This is a genomic window from Pseudoalteromonas sp. SR43-5 (genome assembly GCF_014163835.1).
GTDB lineage: Bacteria > Pseudomonadota > Gammaproteobacteria > Enterobacterales > Alteromonadaceae > Pseudoalteromonas > Pseudoalteromonas distincta.
In genome coordinates this window covers 1-17776 of the sequence record NZ_JACJEA010000011.1, presented here as the reverse complement: position 1 = coordinate 17776, position 17776 = coordinate 1, and the positions used below count along the sequence as shown (strand labels likewise).

Below are 17776 nucleotides of genomic sequence, written 5' to 3'. Positions count from 1 at the left end.
AAATTAATTGGATACAAGAGGTTAACCCCTTGAGCGATATGGCGAAAAATTTAATACTATGGCTGGTGATTGCAGTTGTGCTGATGTCAGTCTTTCAGAGCTTTAATGGTGGCGAGCAAGTTGATCGTCAAACAAGTTACACTCAATTTGTTAAAGATGTCCGCAGTGGCTCTTTACAAGAAGTTATTATCGACCGCGGTACAGGAAATATTACTGGTACTAAGAGCAGTGGTGAGCGTTTTCAAACAACGATGCCAATGTACGATGAAGACTTAATAAATGATTTACTTAAAAATGATGTAAATGTGAAGGGTGTACAACCTGAAGAACAATCATTCTTAGCAAGTATATTTATTTCTTGGTTCCCGATGATACTGCTTATAGGTGTATGGATATTCTTCATGCGTCAAATGCAAGGCGGTGGCGGTAAAGGCGCTATGTCATTTGGTAAGAGTAAAGCCCGTTTAATGAGCGAAGATCAAATTAAAACCACGTTTGCAGATGTTGCTGGTTGTGATGAAGCGAAAGAAGATGTTACCGAATTGGTAGACTTTTTACGTGACCCTTCTAAGTTTCAAAAGCTTGGCGGTAGTATTCCTAAGGGCGTACTAATGGTTGGTCCTCCTGGTACTGGTAAAACGTTACTTGCAAAGGCTGTTGCGGGTGAAGCGAAAGTACCGTTTTTTACAATTTCTGGTTCAGATTTTGTTGAAATGTTTGTCGGTGTTGGTGCGTCACGTGTACGTGATATGTTTGAACAAGCTAAAAAAGCGGCACCTTGTATTATCTTTATAGATGAGATTGATGCGGTTGGTCGTAAACGTGGCGCAGGTATGGGCGGCGGTAACGATGAACGTGAGCAAACACTCAACCAAATGCTAGTAGAAATGGATGGTTTTGGTGGTAACGAAGGTATTATCGTTATTGCGGCAACTAACCGACCAGATGTTCTAGACCCTGCATTACTTCGTCCAGGTCGTTTTGACCGTCAAGTAGAAGTAGGTTTACCTGATATACGTGGTCGTGAGCAAATACTTAAAGTACACATGCGTAAAGTGCCATTAGGCGATAACGTAGAAGCGGCTCTTATAGCACGTGGAACACCTGGTTTTTCTGGCGCTGATTTAGCGAACTTAGTAAACGAAGCTGCACTTTATGCTGCACGTGGTAATAAACGTGTTGTAAGTATGGCTGAATTTGACGCTGCTAAAGATAAAATCATGATGGGCGCAGAGCGCAAAACCATGGTGATGAGCGAGCAAGAAAAAGAAATGACAGCATATCACGAAGCAGGCCACGCAATTGTGGGCCGTATGGTTCCTGAACATGATCCAGTTTACAAAGTATCTATTATTCCACGTGGCCGTGCGCTAGGTGTAACAATGTACTTGCCTGAACAAGACCGTGTTAGTCATTCAAAAGAACTTTTAGAATCAATGATTTCAAGCCTTTATGGTGGCCGTATTGCTGAAGCGCTTATTTATGGTGCTGACAAAGTAACAACGGGTGCAAGTAACGATATTGAGCGCGCAACTGATATTGCACGTAAAATGGTTACACATTGGGGTTTAAGTGAAAAGCTAGGTCCATTGCTTTACGCTGAAGATCAAAACGAGATGTATATGGGTGGTGGCGGAAGCCGTGCATCTAGTATGTCGGATGATACTGCTAAAATAATTGATGCTGAAGTACGCTTGTTTTCAGATCGTAACTACCAAAGAGCAGAAGAAATATTAAAAGAAAATATTGATATTCTTCACTCAATGAAAGACGCGTTAATGAAATACGAAACAATCGACGCTAAGCAAATTGATGATTTAATGGCGCGCCAACCAGTGCGTGAGCCGCGCGATGCTCATGACCGCCATGAAGCTAAGCCGGTAAAAGAGCAAGAACCTCAAGAGCCAGTGCTTGATGAAAGTCAAAAAGCGGATGATTCATCGAAAAAAGATGAAACAAACCTTGATGATAAAGCTGAATAATCGTTAAAATAGTTAGTGAAAGCCCCGAATTTCGGGGCTTTTTTGTATCAGCTATTTAGAAAAAGAATAAAGGTTGGCAATGACTAATATATTAAAGCTTCCCAGAGGACGTACGCTCAATATTGAAAAGCCTGTTATTATGGGAATATTGAATGTAACGCCAGACTCATTTTCTGACGGCGGGCAGTTTTTAGACCCCAAAATAGCGCTAAAGCGCGCAATGCAATTGTTAGGGGATGGTGCGCAAATTTTAGACATTGGGGGAGAGTCTACCCGCCCCGGCGCGCCAGATGTGAGTTTGAAAGATGAACTAGCCCGAGTAATTCCTGCTATTAAAGCGATACGTGAGTACAGTGATTGCGTTATTTCAATTGATACCAGTAAAGCACAAGTAATGGAGCAAGCAATACTCGCTGGGGCAGATATAGTCAATGATGTAAGAGCTCTACAAGAAATAAACGCCTTAGAAACGGTTGCGCAGTATGAAGATGTAGCAATTTGTTTAATGCATATGCAAGGGCAACCCCGCAGCATGCAGTGCGCACCTCATTACGACAATCTGTTTGCAGATATAAATATGTTTTTTAGTGAACGTATTAAAGCATGTGAAACAGCAGGGATTAAGTTTGAGCGACTTATTCTAGACCCTGGTTTTGGATTTGGAAAAACACTTAGCCATAACTATCAAATATTGGCTAAGTTTGATGATTTTAACAAGTTAGGTTTGCCATTATTGGCCGGATTATCTCGTAAGTCGATGATAGGTAATCTATTAAATAGAGAAACAAATGAGCGATTAGCGGGCAGCTTAGCGGGTGCGTTAATCGCGGCGCAAAATGGCGCAAAAATTATTCGTGTACATGACGTTAAAGAAACCGCAGACGTACTTGGTGTATATCAAGCCTGCGAGAAAGGAATTGCATAATGAAAGAAAGAAAATATTTTGGTACTGATGGCGTACGTGGTCTAGTAGGAACGCCACCTATTAACCCTGAGTTTGCAATGAAGTTGGGTTGGGCTGCAGGGCGCGTATTATCTCAAAGTGGTACTAAAAAAGTCATTATAGGTAAAGATACGCGTATTTCTGGCTACATGCTTGAAACTGCACTTGAGGCTGGTTTAATTGCCGCTGGTATTGATGTTGTATTACTGGGTCCAATGCCGACACCTGCAGTTGCGTATTTAGCGCAAACATTTCGTGCAGAGGCAGGTATAGTAATTAGTGCCTCACATAACCCTTATTACGATAACGGTATTAAGTTTTTCAATGGGCAGGGTCTAAAGCTTGACGATGAAGTAGAGCTTCAAATTGAAGCGATGCTTGATGAGCAAATGACATGTGTTGCTTCAGATAAACTAGGTAAAGCTTCGCGTTTAGTTAGTGCAGACGGCCGTTATATAGAGTTTTGTAAGAGCCAGTTCCCCCAAGGGTTATCTTTAGAAGGGCTTAAAATTGTTGTCGATTGCGCAAATGGCGCTACATACCATATAGCTCCTTCTGTCATGCGCGAACTTGGCGCTGAAGTTATAACACATGCATGCGAGCCTAATGGCGTTAATATAAATCATGAATGTGGCGCTACTCATGTAGATACCCTTAAACGCAAAGTGCTTGAATTTAAAGCTGACGTAGGTATTGCATACGATGGGGATGGCGATCGTGTAATGATGGTTGATCATAATGGTCGTGTATTTGATGGTGACGATTTAGTTTATATTATTGCTTGCCAAGCTGCCGAAGATGATATGTTGGGTGGAGGTGTAGTTGGCACTGTAATGTCTAACATGGGTCTTGAAAATGCTTTAAAAGCAAAAGGTATCGAGTTTGCTCGCAGTAAAGTGGGTGACCGCTATGTAATGGAATTACTACAGCAAAAAGGCTGGAAAATTGGCGGTGAAAGCTCAGGCCATGTATTAAATTTAGATTTAATTAGCACGGGTGATGGCATTATATCAAGTTTGCAAGTACTTGCAGCTATGGTTGCACAAAACCGTACACTACAAGATTTGGGTGCTGGTTTTACTAAATATCCAATGAAAATGATTAACGTGCGCTATACCGCTGGAACAGATCCGACAAAAGCGCCAGAGGTACTTTCAGCTGTAGCAGAGGTTGAGCTTGCTTTAGGCGACAAAGGCCGAGTTTTACTGCGCAAATCAGGCACAGAACCTGTTGTTCGTGTTATGGTTGAAGCCGAGCAAGAAAAAATTGTAATAGACAGCGCTCAAAAAATTGCAGCTGTTGTAGAATCTATGAGCAAACAGACTGATTAATAACAATAACCTCTTGTAACTTTGGGCGAGAAAAGTTAATATCTCGCCCGCTTTCTAATGTGGAGTGGAAAATGGCAATACGCAAGGCGATGGTCGCAGGCAACTGGAAAATGAATGGTTCGTTAGAGCTAGTTAAACAAATGTCTGATGCTATTAACGATGTAAAATCACAAGAGATGGACATTGTTTTATTTCCTCCATTCCCACTTGTACCTGCGATGATAGCTAGTGGTGTCTCTACAGGTGCTCAAACTGTTTCTGAAAATACACCTGGTGCGTTTACCGGTGAAGTAGACGGACAGCTTCTAAAAGACTTAGGTGCAACTTACGTACTCGTTGGTCACTCTGAACGCCGCAGTATTTATAACGAAAGTAATGAAACTGTCGCTGAAAAGTTTGCTAGAGCACAAGAAGTTGGGTTAACACCAATTTTATGTGTTGGCGAAAGTGAAAGTGAGCAAGAAAACGGTCAAACCGAACAAGTAGTTGCTGCACAAATTGATGCAGTAATTGAAAAATTAGGTGTAGCAGCACTGAAAGATTCTGTGATAGCATACGAGCCCGTTTGGGCCATAGGCACAGGTAAGACTGCATCGCCAGAGCAGGCACAAACTGTTCATAAATTTATCCGTGATAAAATTGCTGCACTTGATAGCACTTTAGCACAAGGGCTTTCCATCTTATATGGTGGTAGCGTTAATGAAAAAAATAGCGAATTATTATTTGCACAAACAGATATAGATGGCGGCTTAATTGGCGGCGCAAGTCTAAAAGCAGAATCTTTTTCTGCAATCTGTAACAGTGCAAAAGGGACTGTATAAGATGTACGAAATTTTATTAGTAGTTTATTTAGTTGTGGCTTTAGCTCTAGTTGGAATGGTTTTAATTCAACAAGGTAAAGGCGCAGATATGGGTTCTTCATTTGGTGCTGGTGCTTCAGGCACGGTTTTTGGTTCGTCTGGTGCTGGTAACTTTATGACAAAAACAACCACAAGCTTAGCAACAGTATTTTTTGTTTTAAGCATTGTGCTAGGTAACCTAACTGCAGGTCAAATTAAAAAGACTGACGAGTGGGAAAACCTAGAAGCAGCTCCTGCAGTAGAAACTGTAGTTCCTGTTGAAGAAGATGTTCCGGTAACATCTACGAAAGAGCAAAGCTCTGACGTACCGAACTAATTTAGCGTAATGCTATCGTTAAACGATTTATACTCCTCAAATAAATCATATGTTTAACAAATAAGCGAAAGCTTAAAAATGCGGATGTGGTGGAATTGGTAGACACGCCACCTTGAGGGGGTGGTGCTTTCGGGCGTGGGGGTTCAAGTCCCCCCATCCGCACCAAATTTAGAAACCAGTAACAGAAATGTTACTGGTTTTTTTGTGCCTGCGATTTAAATTGAATGTTATTTGTACTTTCTTTTTTTAAAGGGCAATTAGTTATGTAGAATTTTGAATTGTTTGTAAAAAAAACTAGAAATTTTACAAATTTAGTTAACACTTATGAGTAATAAGCCGATAATAGATTTAGACAATAAAATAAGGTATTCACAATGGCTTCAGGCTTCACTTTTCAAAATCTCAGCATAAGTAAAAAAATACATGCGATTACGAGTATTGCTGTCGTTGCATTTTTAGTGATTGTTCTGATCAACTATTTTGCTATGAATGATAATAGAATTGCACTTGATGAAATGGAAAAATCATCCTACAAAGTTGTTAAGTTAACATCTGCTAATGTTGGCATTTTAGAGAAGCTGGACGAACTTTACACCCAAGCCGTAACATTTGGTGAGCAAGATTTAGTCGAGAAAGCATCTGACACATACAAGCAACTTGAGTTGAATATTATTGCGATAGAAAAAATAAATGCCTCTTACATTCACAGTGACACTAAAGAGCAGCTCGCAAATTACGAAAAAATATCAGCGACTATCGCAAATGGCATGGTAAATGGAACAGCAGATTTTAGTAAAATTCAACAACAAGCACAGAGAAAAACAGCGCTTTATAACGATGTCCTAGAAAAGTTTAAGGCAGCACAAGTCAAAGCTGACGATCGTTTTTTTGAACTTGTTGCAAGCACAAAGGAGCGCTCTGATTACGCCCTTACGTTAATGTTAGTTGTTTCTATTGTATCGCTTATTTTATTACTCTTTATGGCTATTTGGATAGCTAAGCGAATTGCTTCTTCGGCAAGTGATGCGGCAAATAATTTAAGCTTATTAGCAAGCGGTAAAGGCTCGCTAAGCACTAAATTGACAGTTAACTCTGAAGATGAAATAGGTCAAGTATCTATAAACTTCAACTCTTTTATTGGCATATTGAAAAAAACGGTGTTAGAAATTATCGCGGTTTGCGAACCGTTAATGGAAAACTCTACTCGCTTAGTGCAGGGGATGGAACAAGCGGAGCGTGCAACGACTAAACAAACCACTGATGCTGAGATTGTAAAGCAATCGATGGAAGAGATGAAACAGAGTGTAGGAGATATCTCTCAATCAGCTGCAAGTGCTTCTCATGCAGCGCAAACGGCTGAGAAAGAAGTTGAGCAAAGTCGAACTCAAGTACAAACATCAGTAACCGCTTCTCGTACGTTAAGTGATGAGATTAATCACGCTGCTACAACTATCAATAAATTAGCAGACGATACAAAAAATGTGTCGCAAATATTAAATGTTATTACATCAATAGCGGAGCAAACAAATTTACTTGCACTTAATGCTGCCATTGAGGCTGCCCGTGCTGGTGAGCATGGCCGAGGCTTTGCTGTTGTTGCTGATGAAGTTAGAGAGCTTGCATCGCGAACTGCTCACTCTACAAATGAGATTCGAGAGCTGTTGACTACTTTAACTGAAGCGGCTAACGAATCAGTTACTGCAATGACGACTGCAAGAGATATGGCTACAGATAATGCAACTGCAGCAGAAAAAACGGGTATTTCTATAGAGAAAATTGCAGAGCAAATGTTAGAAATAAATGGAATGAACTCACAAATTGCTGCTGCCACAGAAGAGCAAACATCAGTTGCTGCTATGGTTGTAGAAAACGTGACAAATATGCACGTATCATTTGAAGATACAATGGACTCGCTAACGGCTGTGAGGGATGTAGCTAAAAACCTTCATTACCTTTCAGATAACCTATTAGATGCCACGGCTAAATTTAAAATTGAGTAACGTAGCTAAATCAATTCGAAGTAATGCTTATTCAATTTGAGAGGGCAGATCAGACGCTAGCTGTGTTAAAATTTCTATTGAACAGTTTTTCTCCCTCAAAATATCTTACTTAATCGAGCGAATTGTTATTAAAGTTAAGTTATAAAAAAACCACCGATTAGGTGGTTTTTTTAATTTAATAATAGCAATTAAAAGGTAGCAATCACTTTAACTTTGTCAGTTGCTTTACTGCTATCTATATAGCCGATTGAATCACCATTAGCGGCAACAAAGTCAATGACAGCTTGATCTGAATCAAACTTTTCAGGCGGTGTTCCTTTACCTGTAAAAACAAGTTTTGACCAATAGGCATTTAATTGGCTGCTCGATTTACCTACCACTTTAGAATTGAATTCATCAGCAATAGCGGTACCGTTTTGAGTTGCTGGGTTGACCTTATTGCCGTTATCAAACGACTTGGCCTTTCCTAAGTAAATTTTCTTAATAGTCTCTGCATCAAGTGCATTTGCATTACCAGGATTTACAATTACTGCAACTTCAGCCAAAGCACCGAAAGAACATAATGAAAGCGCACTAGCGAGGATTAATTTTTTCATATTCCGCTCCAATTAAAATACTAAATCAACACCAACGGCTACTACATCCGTTTCAGTGTCAGTGATGTCATCATCAAATCGACTGAAGTCAATTTTAAATGCAGCAGAAGGGTGGAAGTCATAACGTGCGCCAATTGTGTATACGTTACTCTCTGCACGCATGCTCTCTAGGGCAAAGTTCACTGTAGTATTTAATAAAGGAATTGATTCAAGAGTATTAAAACGTGATGAATCATGTTTATCATCATTTTTTTCATAGGTGAAGTGAACAATAACATCGTCTATACGATAACCGGCAGAGGCATAGTATTGTGATTGTTCAGCCAAAATACTTCCCTCTACTTCAAACTGTGTATATTCAGCATCAAATAAGAAGTTATCATAGTCAATAGAGAAGCCAATACCAACAAAAGTTGTTTCATCTTCGTCAGTAGTAAGATCATTTGCTGTACTCGTTAAACCGTTAGTATTAAGTACTTCAACAAGTCCAATTAAACCGCTGTCATTAGATGAAATGCTTGTGTCGGCCACAATATATGCAGCTCGTGCACTGAACCAGTCGTATGATAGGCTCCAGTTTATACCGCCTAAATTATTTAACTCAGCAGGTAAGCTATCTCCAAATACATCTATATCGCCATCAAAAGCGCCATAAAACCCTTGCAAAGTAGAGTCCCAATCTCCTAATTGATTGTTGTAAACAACACTCAAGCCTTCATAAGTCGAAAATGGGATACCGTATACTGAGCGAGGTGGACGTACCCAGCGATAAGCATAGCCAACATCCAAGAAATCTGAGTATTTATAGAAAGGAACACGCATTTTACCAGCGCTAAATTGCAGTTCATCGCTGTATTCATAAGTAACATATGCCCATTCGAATGTGGCGTCAAAGTCGTCCTCTCCACGCGCAATAATTTGAGCCGTAGCCGTTAGCTTCTCTTGAAGATCAGCAGATAGTTGTAAAGCGAACTTACTCTCATTTTTAAATGAGATATCATCGTCATATCCGTATAAGGTTTGATCACTGTCTAGGCTTTTACCACCCACTATAGATGCAAAACCATTAATACGTACTTCAGCGCTTGCATAGCTAGATGCAAGTACAGCACATACAGCTACTGCTACAGATAGCTTTTTCATATGTATTTCCTATTTGTTATTTAGATGTTGATTTCAATAGGATTATAGAAGTGATAGTGTTTTTTATCTAATAAATTTAGGAAGTTAATAAAAATAAATTTAGTAACGGCTTTTTAATTTTGTAACATATATATTTTATGTATGTATTAAAAGCAGAATAGTATGATTTTATTAGAATAAACTTTAAATCTAGTTAATAAGGCTTTTTAAAATGGCGGGAATATTATAACTAAATTTTCTTTTTACGTTCTTTGGTTAAGGAGTTAGAACGAATGTTGCTGGTAATTACAATAGCTATTATCAAGTTTGCTTAATCGGTTTTAACTATTGATCTTATTTAAGTTTTTTTGACACCAAAGCAATGCTTGTTGCTTGTTTTTTACAGCGATTTTTTGATACACCTTGTGTAAATGTACACGAACTGTAGCTTCACTGATAAATAAAGTGTCTGCAATTGCGCTTGAATGTAAGCCAGAAAATAATAAGTTTAATACTTTCATTTCTTTGCAGGTTAAGTTATTTGATTGCAGCGTAGTTTGTTGTTCACTCGCTAGCATTTGTCTCATCCAACCATCAGTTACCGCACGTGGAAACCAAAGTTTTCCTTGTTCTATTGCTTGTAATCCTTGCTGCAGTAGTACTTCGTCAGTGCCTTCATAAAACAAACCTTTCAAATTAGGCCACTCTTTTAATGCCAAAACATCACCGTCTTTGGGCACGTCAAAAATAACGAGTCCTTGGTGACCGTTTTTTAGCATAAACTGATTTATAAGTTCATGGTTTGTAATAACATTTAAAGCTTGATAATTGACAAGTAGGACGTTGAAGTCAGCTGCGACACAAAAAAGTGATGTGTAATTTGGGCTGGTGAAGCATGTGGGGCTTTTATTGGCTGTATTTTCAATATTCATAATATTCATAATATTCTATCCATAGACTACATTTTAGCACTATATTCTTATTTTTAGTTAATTTCAATGATACCTGAATGTGTTTTAGCTCTTTTTTTATACACTAAAGTACATGTATGAGTATGTTTTATGCGCTCTTTAAAGTAGTATTTATGAGATTTTTTGTTTTAAAACAGTTCATTAGTGAGGTAAATATTAGAAGGGTTTATTTATGATAATTCATTTAAAGCTAACAATGCTTAAATTACTGTCATTTTCTATGAATTTATTTAAATAATTTATACATTTATTCACAATAATGTCATATAATACCTGTCCAGAGGAAAGATGCTATTTAGCGTCTTTTTTTATGCCTAAAATTTATATTATCAATATAAAAGCATAACAAAAATCACACGGTATCCTTTGGAGAATATTTTGAAACTACGCACACTCTCACAGTTAAGCCTAGCAATTGTCGCTGCACTATCTACTTCAGTAAATGCTGAAGAAGCTAAAACAACCGCAAAACAAGACGCGTTTGAAAAAATCGAAGTCACAGCTCGTAAACGTACAGAGAGCTTATTTGAATCTCCAACCGCTATCACATCAATTGGGGCGAACCTAATTGATAAAGCCAATATGAGTAATCTTGAAGATATTGGTAAATATGTTCCAAACTTAAACATCACCCGTTACGGTGTTGGTAATGCAGCACATGCGTCTGTGTTCATTCGTGGTATTGGTCTGCAAGATCACATAATAACTACTGATCCAGGTGTAGGCGTATACTTAGATGGCGTTTATTTAGGTCGTCAAATGGGTTCTAATTTATCATTACCTAATGTTGAGCGTGTTGAAGTGCTTCGTGGTCCACAAGGTACTTTATATGGTCGTAATACATTAGGTGGCGCTGTAAATGTAATTACAAAGCAACCTGGTGATGAAGGTATTGTAACTACTTCAGCTAAGCTGGGAAGTCGTGGACGTATTGCTGGTGATGTTTATTTTAATAACTCACTAAACGATGAACTAAGCATGTCTGCGAGTGCATCTTACAAAACACGTGATGGTGTTGGTGAAGCTGTTAATTTAGCAAATCCAGAGAAAGAAATTGGTGAGGAAGAGGAATTCAGTGGTCGTGTAGCCCTTAAATGGCAAGCGAACAGCGATTTAGCATTCACTTTTGCTTTAGATGGAGTTGATAACGAGTCAGGTCAATCGCCTTACACAATTGAATTAACTGACCCGCTAGATGCAAACGATGTGTTTAATGGCGACTTCCCATTATTGACTCAAGATTTAATTCCATCAGACCCTGATGATTTAGGTACAACCGTTGCAGGTATTGAATCAACTTCTTACTCAGGTTGGGGCACATCGTTCTCGGCTGATTGGGCAATTAACGATACTTATACTACTAAGTTTATCTCAAGCTACCGTACATCTGAGTATGAAGGTGGCCTAGATGACGATGCATCACCTTTAAACTTATCTGAGTTTCCAGAAGAGGGCGGAGCTGATCAGTACTCGTTTGAAATTCAACTAAATGCAACATTTGATAATATGGACTTTGTGTCAGGCCTTTACTTTTTTAATGAAGATGGCTTTACACGTTCAGGCCCATTTGTATTCAGCCCATTTAATACACCCAATGGCTTATTGAATGACGGAGTAACAGAATCATTTGGTGGTTACGGCGATTTTGAAATTAACCAAGAAACTAATTCTTACGCAGCCTACTTTAATGCAAGCTACGATTTAACTGACGATTTAACGGTAGGTGGTGGTCTTCGTTATTCAAAAGATGAAAAAGATGCAAATGCTATATTCCCATCATTTCCTACTCGTAAGTATGTAAGTGCAGATTTTGATGCAGTTACGTGGGATGTAAATGCATCTTATCAGCTTAGCAATAATATGAATGTGTATGGCCAGATTCAAAAAGGCTACCAAACAGGTGGTTTTCCACCGCGCCCATTTGGTGGACCAGACCAGTTTGTATCATTTGACGAAACGAAAGCGGTTAACTACGAAATGGGTCTAAAAGGCCAAGTACACGAAAATGTATCTATGATGCTTGCGGTATTTGTGACTGATTACACTGATTTAGCATTACCATTTTCAGACCCAACAGCAGGTGGCGGTTTTGTAACAATTGTAGAAAATGCGGGCCAGTCTAAAGCACAAGGTATTGAGCTTGAAACAACAGTCGCTATTACTGATGACTTTACTATTCGCAGTGCAGTTGGTTATTTAGATTCTGAAATAACAGAAGTGGCTGAGGGTGTACAAGGTATAGGTAAAGGCGATTCACCTGCACTTACACCACGCTGGACTGTCATGGTTGCACCTTCTTACTTTATGGATTTAGAGAGCGGCGCAACACTTGCATTTAATGCTAATTATTCGTACCGAAGCGAAATGCAAGGGCAATCAGTTTATAACCAAAGTGAGACCATTGACTCTCGTGAACTAGTTGGTTTTAATATTTCCTACACTAATCCATATGGCGATATGGAAGTTACACTGTATGGTGAAAACGTTCTAAACGAAGTTTACGATGTTGGTCGTCTACAACAATCAGGTTTTGTTGGCGTAATGCGTAGTAATGATCGAAGTGAATTTGGTTTGAAATTCAAAAAAGATTTTGAGCTATAAACTAAAATCAAGTAAATAAAATATAATGTAATTGAAGTTTATTTTGCATAATAAAGGCCGAATCATGCTGTGATTCGGCCTTTGTGTATTCAATAGTAAGGTTATTATTTGCATCGTTTAAATTCCTAATTTTAATTGCTGATTTAAAACAATCCACATCCCCATTTTTGAGTCTTTGTATTAACTAAAATGCGCCTTTTTAGTTTGTGTAAAGGCTAGGTTGTTCGCTACAATGGCGCCTCTTAATTGCCAAACGGACTCTGTAATGAAAATTCTTGCCGATCAAAATATGCCTTTAGTTGAGCAGTACTTTGCAGACTTTGGTGAGGTTGAGCGTTTTGATGGTCGTAAATTAACGCCTGAACAATTAATAGATGTAGATGTTCTTCTTACTCGTTCGGTGACAAATGTTAATCATGAACTTTTGGTACAAGCTAACAAGTTGAGCTTTGTAGGTACTGCCACAATCGGCATTGACCATATTGATACGCAATTACTGCATGATAGAAATATTGCTTTTACAAGTGCACCTGGTTGTAATGCTGTTGCTGTAGCTGAATATGTAATTAGTAGCTTATTTGCATTAAGCCAAGAAAATGCGCGTCCATTGTGTGGTCAAACAATTGGTATTGTAGGGATGGGCAACATTGGTACATGTTTGGCGCAAAAATTAAAAGCATTAAACGTAGTTGTACTGCTGTGCGATCCGATTAAGCACGAACAAGGCTTACTACAAGAGCATGTAGCGCTTGATGAGTTATTAGCGCAGTCAGATGTTGTTACTTTTCACGTTCCCCTTGTTAAAAGTGGCGAGCATAAAACACTGCACATGATGGGTAAAGAGCGTTTAAAGGCACTTAAGCCAGGAACCACGCTAATTAATGCAAGCCGTGGCGATGTAATTGATAACCAAGCATTACTTGAGGTAATGGAAGCTGGGGCTGATTTAGATTTAGTACTTGATGTATGGGAGAAAGAACCCAATATTTTAACTGAATTACTAGAGCATGTTCGTTACGCTAGTGTGCACATTGCAGGGCATACACTTGAGGGGAAAGCTCGTGGTACACAAATGTTGTATCAAAAACTGTGTCAGCTCAAAGGTGTTGAGGCGATTAAATCGTTGGATGATTTTTTACCAACACCAGCCGTTACAAATGCAACTGTTACGCAAAGCCTTAATGAGCAAGATATTGCCCGTTTAGTGCATTTAATTTATGACGTTCGCCGCGATGACGGAATATTACTTCGTCGTCTAGAGAGCGACGGCTTTGATAGTTTACGTAAAAACTATCCAATAAGGCGAGAATTTAGCACTTTATTTCTACAAGGTGATAGCTCACAACTAGCAGCACTTAGCCAGCTTGGCTTTAGCATAGCTGAATAATTATTTAACTAACGATGTTGTTTTAATGTCGTTTATAGAGGAAGAAATATGTCGCAAAAATATAACGTTGCCGTACTTGGCGCTACTGGTTTAGTAGGCCGTCAAATCATTGAAACGCTAGCAGATCGTAAGTTTCCTGTTGATCAGCTTTTTTTACTTGCTAGCAGCCGCAGCGCAGGTGAAGATATAAAGTTTCGTGGTGAGACCATTGAAGTACTTGACGTTGAAGGCTTTGACTTTAGCCAAGCGCATATAGGTTTGTTTTCTGCTGGTGGCAGTGTATCTGAAAAATATGCTCCTATTGCTGCTGAAGCCGGCTGTATTGTAATCGATAATACATCGCACTTTAGAAATGATTTTGAAATACCACTCGTGGTGCCAGAAGTTAATGCTTCAAGCCTAGCTGATTTTAGAAATCGTAATATTATTGCTAACCCTAACTGTTCAACTATTCAGATGATGTTAGCACTTAAACCAATTTATGATGCTTACGGAATAGACCGTATTAATGTATCTACTTACCAAGCTGTATCGGGTGCAGGTAAAGACGCGGTTGATGAACTTGCAAAGCAAACAGCTAATTTGATGAATGCACGCCCTATGGATAATAAAGTATTTCCAAAGCAAATTGCATTTAACGTTATTCCTCAAATTGATAGCTTTGAAGATAATGGCTATACGCGCGAAGAAATGAAAATGGTAAACGAAACTCATAAAATTTTGGGTGATACCACTATTGCAGTGAACCCAACGTGTGTACGTGTTCCCGTATTTTTTGGGCACTCAGAATCAATTAATATTGAAACGCGCATGCCTTATGACTTTGAACACGTTAAACAACTTTTAAAAGACGCGCCTGGTGTCGAGCTAATTGATGATGAAGGTGACTACCCAACAGCAGTGTCTGACGCTAGTGGTAACGATACTGTGTATATAGGTCGATTACGTGCTGATATTTCTCATCCTCATGGATTAAACATGTGGGTTGTAAGTGACAACACTCGTAAAGGTGCTGCAACTAATAGCATTCAAATTGCAGAAGAGCTTATTGCCAATTACATGTAATAGTTAATTGCGCTAAACATGCTTTTGAAGCGGTAAACAGTAGTTGTTTGCCGCTTTTTGTTTATATGGCTTGTCAAATTTTTGCCGTTTAATTTTAAAAATACAAAAACTGATTGATAACACTCAATAAATTAATATTTATAAAGATGTTTTAAGGCATTTATTTTCAAGGTGTTGCGATGGATATTACGCTCTAACTGGTTTATAGTTTGTAATTGGAATAGAGCTTGCAATAAAAATAGATTGTAATAATAAATGCGAGTCAGTCATTTGGCTGATAATAGCAATAATAAACAATATTTATGCACTTAAGTTTTAGGTGTTTTATTAATATTTAAATATTAAAGGATCAGCATGCGCGGTTTAGCTACACTTATTATATTAGCGTCTGCATTGATAGTAACGCCAGTTTACTCTCAGGACAGTACCCAATTAAAGGGGCCTAAAGGCGTTGACTATGGTGCGCAAGGGCGATCAATTGGGCCAATTAAACCAACTGATACGCTTTGGCGTATAGCAGCTAAAGTGCGCCCAGACAATTCTGTCAGTATTTATCAAGTTATGCAGGCTTTGTATAACAAAAATCCCGATTCATTTTTAGAACAAAATCTTAACCACATTCAAAATGGTGCCTATTTAAAAATCCCTACCTTAGCCGAAATAAAAGCTGTAAATACGCAGCTCGCAAAGCAACGCTCTGAGCAAGATGATGCATTATGGGAAAAGAAAAAAAATGGCACGCTTACACAAAGCGAAATTAACTCAGCGCAAACAAAAGTAACTCAAGCGCGTAAAATTGATGTAGACGATGCTAAAAAAGAGATACAGAAAGAATTAAATGAAATAAAAACAGAGCAAGGTACTAAGCTTGTTGAGTTACAACAACAGTTTAAAAGCTCAGTTAGTAATGTAGAAGAGATTTTAGTTGAAAATAATAATCTTAAAAAACAGTTATCAGGAATATCTAAAGAGCTCGAAAACTTACGTTTGCAATTAGGACAAGACAGCGAAATTCAAAATCAGTTAAAAGAACTCATCGTTAAACAAAACGAGATTATTGCCCAACAAAAAAAACAAGAAGTAATACCAAAAGAGTCATTTGATTTTGGCTCATTATTTTCAAACCCCATAGTACTGGGCTTGTTAATGTTTATTCCTGGGTTACTGATTATTTTTGCAATCGTTATGTTTTTACGCAAACGAGCAAGTAATCAAGAAGAGCCGCAAAACGATGATGACTTTTTACCACAAACCCCAACTTATACTGGCGATGATGATTTAGGCCCAAGCTTAAATGACGATCCAATTGTACCTGACCCTTTAGATGACTTGAGTGTTCAATTAGATGATAGTCTCGAAAGTGATATGTTGCCTAATGATGATTTAGACGACGGCTTAGATGATTTTTCTGGCGACGAAAATTTACTTGATCAGGATGAGCTCGAAAGCTTGCTAAGCGATGACATTGTTTTTGATGATGAAAATACCGATGACGATGATGAGCTCGATATTTTTATGCAGCAAGGGTTTGATCAACCTTCAGATGAAAACGCTGAAGATATAGATTTAGACTTATCTGATGACTCAATTAACAATGATGAAATCCTAACTAATGACGATTTAGATAGCTTGTTTGATGAAGACGATAGTCTACCTGAGTTTGATGCACCGCAAACAAGCGAAGCTTTAGAGGATGACAGCTTAGAATCTCATGATGAAATGGCGGCTTTAAGTGAAGAGCTTGCAGATGAAGATAATTTTGATATAGATGAATTATTAGATCAAACATCAACAGAATTAGATACCTCAAATAACACTTCAGCTGAACTTGATACAAGCGACGACTTTGATTTAGACGATATAGATAGCTTAATTGATGAGGCGAATGACCCAAAAAGTGATGTGGTAGATGACTCACTTGATGCAGAGTTACTCGACGAAGATGAACTTCTAGAAGAAAGCGACGACTTTGATTTAGACGACATAGATAGCTTAATTGATGAGGCTGCAGTTGATACTGCAGATGACTCATTAGTTGAGGAAAGTGACGACTTTGATTTAGACGATATAGATAGCTTAATTGATGAAGCAGCAGTTGATACTGCAAATGATTCATTAGTTGAGGAAAGTGACGACTTTGATTTAGACGACATAGATAGCTTTATTTATGAGACTGCGGTTGATACTGAGAATGACTCTTTGGTTGAGGAAAGTGACGACTTTGATTTAGACGACATAGATAGCTTAATTGATGAGGCTGCAGTTGATACTGCAAATGATTCATTAGTTGAGGAAAGTGACGACTTTGATTTAGACAACATAGATAGCTTAATTGATGAGGAAGCAGTTGATACTGCAAATGATTCATTAGTTGAACAAAGCGATGATTTTGATTTAGACGACATAGATAACCTAATTGATGATGAAGTAAAAAATTCAGATGTAAGAGATTCAGAAATTGATAATGCATTGGCAGACTCAGTTGAGGATTTAGCAGATGCTCAAGAAGAATTAAATGTTGATGATATTGAGTCGCTTGCTTCATCATTAAATGAAGAACCTGAGCTTGAAGAAGAGCCTGAGCTTGAAGAAGAGCCTGAGC

General features: G+C 38.4%; 13 protein-coding genes and 1 tRNA gene. 11 read left to right on the top strand and 3 right to left on the bottom strand.

The features are described from left to right. Positions 1-38: 38 nt before the first annotated feature. The 7 genes from ftsH to H5090_RS08185 all read left to right on the top strand — a co-directional run bounded on the left by ftsH (position 39) and on the right by H5090_RS08185 (position 7432). A complete protein-coding gene (gene ftsH / locus H5090_RS08215) occupies positions 39-1982 on the top strand; it encodes an ATP-dependent zinc metalloprotease FtsH (RefSeq protein ID WP_033013425.1) in 1944 nt (647 codons plus the stop codon). A gap of 79 nt (positions 1983-2061) precedes the next feature. Continuing rightward, entirely contained in the window at positions 2062-2907 is an 846-nt protein-coding gene (folP, locus tag H5090_RS08210) for a dihydropteroate synthase (protein ID WP_154903580.1), read from the top strand. Beyond that, positions 2907-4256, top strand: coding sequence for a phosphoglucosamine mutase (gene glmM / locus H5090_RS08205; protein WP_002962765.1), 1350 nt, complete (start codon positions 2907-2909; stop codon positions 4254-4256). The genes folP and glmM overlap by 1 nt, the downstream gene beginning before the upstream one ends. 71 nt (positions 4257-4327) lie before the next feature. Then, on the top strand, positions 4328-5077 hold the full coding sequence (gene tpiA, locus H5090_RS08200; RefSeq protein ID WP_002962767.1) for a triose-phosphate isomerase: 750 nt from the start codon (positions 4328-4330) through the stop codon (positions 5075-5077). A 1-nt stretch (position 5078) separates the two neighbouring features. Next, positions 5079-5432 (top strand): preprotein translocase subunit SecG, encoded by a 354-nt coding sequence (gene secG / locus H5090_RS08195; RefSeq protein ID WP_002962769.1) that lies wholly within the window; start codon positions 5079-5081, stop codon positions 5430-5432. 80 nt (positions 5433-5512) lie between these two features. Further along, positions 5513-5597, top strand: a tRNA-Leu gene (locus H5090_RS08190). 209 nt (positions 5598-5806) lie between these two features. After that, on the top strand, positions 5807-7432 hold the full coding sequence (locus H5090_RS08185; protein ID WP_182695453.1) for a methyl-accepting chemotaxis protein: 1626 nt from the start codon (positions 5807-5809) through the stop codon (positions 7430-7432). Between the two features lie 188 nt (positions 7433-7620). Here the strand turns inward: H5090_RS08185 and H5090_RS08180 are convergent, their stop codons facing one another. The 3 genes from H5090_RS08180 to H5090_RS08170 all read right to left on the bottom strand — a co-directional run bounded on the left by H5090_RS08180 (position 7621) and on the right by H5090_RS08170 (position 10082). Next, positions 7621-8028, bottom strand: coding sequence for a hypothetical protein (locus H5090_RS08180; protein ID WP_002962772.1), 408 nt, complete (start codon positions 8026-8028; stop codon positions 7621-7623). Positions 8029-8040: 12 nt separating this feature from the next. Next, positions 8041-9171: a porin gene (locus tag H5090_RS08175; protein ID WP_024594859.1), complete on the bottom strand. Its 1131-nt coding sequence runs from the start codon at positions 9169-9171 to the stop codon at positions 8041-8043. Positions 9172-9491: 320 nt separating this feature from the next. After that, positions 9492-10082, bottom strand: coding sequence for a LuxR C-terminal-related transcriptional regulator (locus H5090_RS08170; protein WP_182695491.1), 591 nt, complete (start codon positions 10080-10082; stop codon positions 9492-9494). A 417-nt stretch (positions 10083-10499) separates the two neighbouring features. Between H5090_RS08170 and H5090_RS08165 the strand changes: the two genes are divergently transcribed. From H5090_RS08165 to H5090_RS08150, 4 genes are all read left to right on the top strand, one after another. Further along, positions 10500-12722, top strand: coding sequence for a TonB-dependent receptor (locus H5090_RS08165; protein ID WP_039484465.1), 2223 nt, complete (start codon positions 10500-10502; stop codon positions 12720-12722). A 265-nt stretch (positions 12723-12987) separates the two neighbouring features. Continuing rightward, a complete protein-coding gene (locus H5090_RS08160) occupies positions 12988-14109 on the top strand; it encodes a 4-phosphoerythronate dehydrogenase (protein WP_024594856.1) in 1122 nt (373 codons plus the stop codon). A 48-nt stretch (positions 14110-14157) separates the two neighbouring features. Continuing rightward, the gene (locus tag H5090_RS08155; RefSeq protein WP_024594855.1) at positions 14158-15174 is read left to right on the top strand and encodes an aspartate-semialdehyde dehydrogenase; all 1017 of its coding nucleotides are present in this window, start codon (positions 14158-14160) and stop codon (positions 15172-15174) included. A gap of 354 nt (positions 15175-15528) precedes the next feature. Next, positions 15529-17776 (top strand): FimV/HubP family polar landmark protein (locus H5090_RS08150; RefSeq protein WP_310736312.1); only part of this gene is annotated, 2248 nt, incomplete at its 3' end.

Excerpts from the sequence above, each read along its gene's own strand:
- folP (WP_154903580.1), top strand. The coding sequence starts at position 2,062 with ATGACTAATATATTAAAGCTTCCCAGAGGACGTACGCTCAATATTGAA.
- secG (WP_002962769.1), top strand. The coding sequence starts at position 5,079 with ATGTACGAAATTTTATTAGTAGTTTATTTAGTTGTGGCTTTAGCTCTA.
- H5090_RS08160 (WP_024594856.1), top strand. The coding sequence starts at position 12,988 with ATGAAAATTCTTGCCGATCAAAATATGCCTTTAGTTGAGCAGTACTTT.
- H5090_RS08185 (WP_182695453.1), top strand. The coding sequence starts at position 5,807 with ATGGCTTCAGGCTTCACTTTTCAAAATCTCAGCATAAGTAAAAAAATA.
- H5090_RS08155 (WP_024594855.1), top strand. The coding sequence starts at position 14,158 with ATGTCGCAAAAATATAACGTTGCCGTACTTGGCGCTACTGGTTTAGTA.
- glmM (WP_002962765.1), top strand. The coding sequence starts at position 2,907 with ATGAAAGAAAGAAAATATTTTGGTACTGATGGCGTACGTGGTCTAGTA.
- H5090_RS08180 (WP_002962772.1), bottom strand. The coding sequence starts at position 8,028 with ATGAAAAAATTAATCCTCGCTAGTGCGCTTTCATTATGTTCTTTCGGT.
- tpiA (WP_002962767.1), top strand. The coding sequence starts at position 4,328 with ATGGCAATACGCAAGGCGATGGTCGCAGGCAACTGGAAAATGAATGGT.
- H5090_RS08170 (WP_182695491.1), bottom strand. The coding sequence starts at position 10,082 with ATGAATATTGAAAATACAGCCAATAAAAGCCCCACATGCTTCACCAGC.
- H5090_RS08175 (WP_024594859.1), bottom strand. The coding sequence starts at position 9,171 with ATGAAAAAGCTATCTGTAGCAGTAGCTGTATGTGCTGTACTTGCATCT.
- ftsH (WP_033013425.1), top strand. The coding sequence starts at position 39 with ATGGCGAAAAATTTAATACTATGGCTGGTGATTGCAGTTGTGCTGATG.